This is a genomic window from Bacillus cereus group sp. N21 (genome assembly GCF_016483395.1).
Taxonomy (GTDB): Bacteria; Bacillota; Bacilli; order Bacillales; family Bacillaceae_G; genus Bacillus_A; species Bacillus_A pseudomycoides.
Window position 1 is genome coordinate 1 of the sequence record NZ_JAEHBX010000158.1, and the last position, 3,439, is coordinate 3,439.

The window sequence follows — 3,439 nt, forward strand, 5'->3', positions numbered from 1 at the left end:
TTCTTCACTTCTACTATATAAAAAATAGTAGTGCGAACCAATGCCTTGGTCTGCACTACTAATCTTAGTATGTTTCTTGGGTGTTTTGTTGTATGGATTGATATAAAATGTGTAAATGATCTTGAATCATTCCAATTGCTTTATATTCACTTAATTCTTGTTTCTTCTTTTGTAAAATTAATTGTCGCATCTTAAACATAGTAGAAGAACATAGAAAAATGACAATAAGCTTTCCATAAACATGACATTCTAATCGCTCTTGTTTGATATTTTTCCAATGATGAATTTGAAATAGAGATTTCCAAGTTTTAAAGATGATTTCTATTTGCCAGCGGAGAGAGTAAAAATCATGTATTTGTTCCATCGGAACAATCTCCCAAGGTGTATTGGTAACATACAGGTTCATGCCAGCTAATCTTTTGCTTTTTTCTGAATACGTAATTCCCTTTTTGCTTTCCGTATACACTTGTTTTTTCATACGTTCACGAAGTTGTTTTCCTGTTAATCGATACATAATCACCCTAGTGAATAGTTTTTTATCCTTTCCAATATAAGCATCTTTTATTTCATAGACCTGCCCTGGTTTTAAGGTATTCATAATGTTTTCTAAATCAACTTTGATGTACTGAGACTGTTTTTTTACTGTCCCATTTCGAAAGTATTCAGGAAATTCATTTTTTATATACACCCTATTGTTTAATTTGAGCCGTGATATATAATACACGCCACGTTGGTCCATTTGATCTAAATCATCCAGTGAATAATAGCCTAAATCCCGAATACATAGATCACCAGGACGTAATGTTGCTAAACATTCTGTTCCAAAGGTTTTATCATTATTTTTCCCTGGTTCCACTTGGAAATTTAAAAACTGGCCACTATGTAAATCATATTCTAACTGGATTTTTATACCCGCTGTTTGAGCACAACCACCTGATCCAGGATACACACTAGCTAAATGCTTTGGTACCTGGAAAATCGTTGCATCTAAAATACGAATTCGTTGAAAATAAGCGATTGAAGAGCTTGGAATCGCTGATGTTTCACAAATTTTACTTTTTAGTAATGTAGAAAAAATGTGTTTTAAAAAGCAAACAGCTTTTTTATTGAAACGTTTATTAAGTCCTTCTGGACTCATGATTGTTCCTGTAACAGCATGAAGTTGACTACATAGTCGTACTAAAGAATCACTCGCTACCCGTTGACTAATCCAAACACAGATAGTAGCTAAATCATGCCCTGAAAACTTACGTTTTCGTTGTACAAAACCTAGTTCTCTAGCAAGATTTTCTAAAAATGAAGGAGTAAGATGCTCATATAATTCTTCAGCAAATAATTGTAGTTCACTTTGAATCGAAAGATTCATAAAAAACTCCACCCTTTCTGCATATTTCTACAAAAAGAATAGCGATTTTTTCGTTTTATGGATACAAATTTTCTTTAGCTCTTGGTGGTAATGTGACTGAACCCCGATAATAGCAAATCGGTTGTATTATTACATTTTTTGTGGATTATTTTGCACTTCATGTCACAATTACTCCTTCTATCCCATTTAAAAAGTGTGTGTTTGTGATAAAATTTACATATATAGGAATTACAGAGATTGATTGAGCTGAGTTTGGTACGTATATGTTATAAATGATAGGGAGGACATACATATGGATAGCATAATTTTCGATTTGGATGGAACTATTTGGGATTCTATAAACACTGTACTACTTGCATGGAATAGTATAGTTGAGGAAAATAAGCAAGTAGAAAAGAAATTAACAAGAAAAGACTTCGAAGGTACTATGGGACTTCAAATGGACGACATAAGTAGTAAGTTATTTCCAAACTTAGATTTAGACACTCGAACACAAATAATTAAACAGTGCTTTGAGATTGAAGGCAAATATATAGAGGAACACGGTGGAGTTCTTTATGCAAACGTGAAAGATGTACTATATAACCTTTCTAAGAAATATAAACTTTTTATCGTTAGTAATTGTCAACAGGGTTATATTGAGGGATTTTTCCGTTATCATCAACTTGAGAATTACTTTTTAGATTATGAAGTCCCTAGTAGAACAGGCCTTACAAAAGGAGACAATATCAAATTAATAATTGAAAGAAATAACCTTTCGAAACCTGTTTATGTTGGAGACACAGAGAGTGATCTAAATGCGTCTAGGTATGCGGGTATCCCTTTTGTTTACGCAAATTACGGTTTTGGAAATGTAGGTGAATATGATCAAGTTATAGAGAAATTTGATGATCTTTTAGACCTATTCTAAAGAATAATAACAAATGATTAAAAGAACTAACAGCAAAACAGAATAACGAGTTTTGATTTTAATATACTTCTCAGCTTGTCTGAGGGGTTTTTGTTTTTTTGAGGTAAAAGGAGCATCAGTGCTGGCAAGTAAAAAGTAGATTCGAATAAAAGAATAAAAAGTGCACGGTACAATTTTCGAAAATGTTTGTGAAAATCATTTTGATAATGATTTTTTGTAACATAATGGATTTATTTAAATCAAGCATTTTTCATAAGGAGTATCCCCCAATCACTATCAATCTAAAGTTATGAAGTACCCTCTAAACGAAAATTTTTATCTCTCTACAATTATTTGTGACCATTCAGCTTATTTTTTTCGTTTTGGGGGCGTATAAAATTCTTAAGTTGATGGGCATGTATGGTGACCCCTAATATAGAAATAAAATAGTATAAGTTAAAAAGACTAGGATATAATATTTTCCTAGTCTTTTTAGTTTAGTAGCGTCTTTTTTTTAGGTATCCGTATTGACATATCAGTTGAGTTTTTGTTTATCTTGACTATAAATTTCAATAGTATATGAGTCGTTTTCAATCCATTGTTTTACTTTCTTTGTTTTAAGTAAATCATCAACTTCCTTTTCTATTTTCTTTCCAAACTCTTTGGATTCTGGATCAGAATTATTTATTGTAGTATGTATAGCAAGAGTAATAGGTTGGTTCGATTCGAAATTAACTTGCTGAATTCCAAGACCTTTGTATCCATTTTTGGTAAACACTTCATCAAAAATAGAACTATAAACTTCGCTCCATCGCCTCTCTTTCTTTACAGTGTCCATATTTCTCTGACTCACATTAATTGTATATGGTCTAATATCTTGATTCTTTAATTGAGTGTTAATCTCTTTTTTTAACTTACTTGTATTTACAGTATCCGCTATTTCTAGGTCTACTGTTCTTGGTGTATCGCTCATGGAGGCACTAAGGAAGTCCTTTTCATCTACCGTTTCCATAATAGTGTCCATAACTTTTGATTCTTCACTTTTTGCTTCTTCTTTATCGTTCTGTTGACAGGCACTTAATAAAGTGGCTAATAAAAGAGGTAACAATTGAACTGTACCCTATAAAATGGACAGTTTAATAAAAAGACCTTTAAAAATTAGGCACTTAAAAGATGGTTCCGGT

At 32.0% G+C, this 3,439-nt stretch carries 2 protein-coding genes and 1 pseudogene; 1 reads left to right on the forward strand and 2 read right to left on the reverse strand.

Translation table 11 applies throughout. From position 1 onward, the window contains the following. Nucleotides 1-73 precede the first annotated feature (73 nt). Nucleotides 74-1,366: pseudogene (locus JDS96_RS30045) on the reverse strand (IS4 family transposase); the annotation flags it as partial. A 292-nt stretch (nt 1,367-1,658) separates the two neighbouring features. On the opposite strand from JDS96_RS30045, the gene JDS96_RS30050 reads away from it, so the two are divergent. Beyond that, nucleotides 1,659-2,276 (forward strand): HAD family hydrolase, encoded by a 618-nt coding sequence (locus JDS96_RS30050; RefSeq protein ID WP_002139669.1) that lies wholly within the window; start codon nt 1,659-1,661, stop codon nt 2,274-2,276. Between the two features lie 514 nt (nt 2,277-2,790). Here the strand turns inward: JDS96_RS30050 and JDS96_RS30055 are convergent. Continuing rightward, nucleotides 2,791-3,363, reverse strand: a complete 573-nt coding sequence (locus JDS96_RS30055; RefSeq protein WP_199669037.1) for a DUF4030 domain-containing protein — start codon at nt 3,361-3,363, stop codon at nt 2,791-2,793. Nucleotides 3,364-3,439 lie beyond the last annotated feature (76 nt).

What these genes read in the sequence shown, in the direction of transcription:
- JDS96_RS30050 (WP_002139669.1), top strand. Translation starts at nt 1,659, where the DNA reads ATGGATAGCATAATTTTCGATTTGGATGGAACTATTTGGGATTCTATA.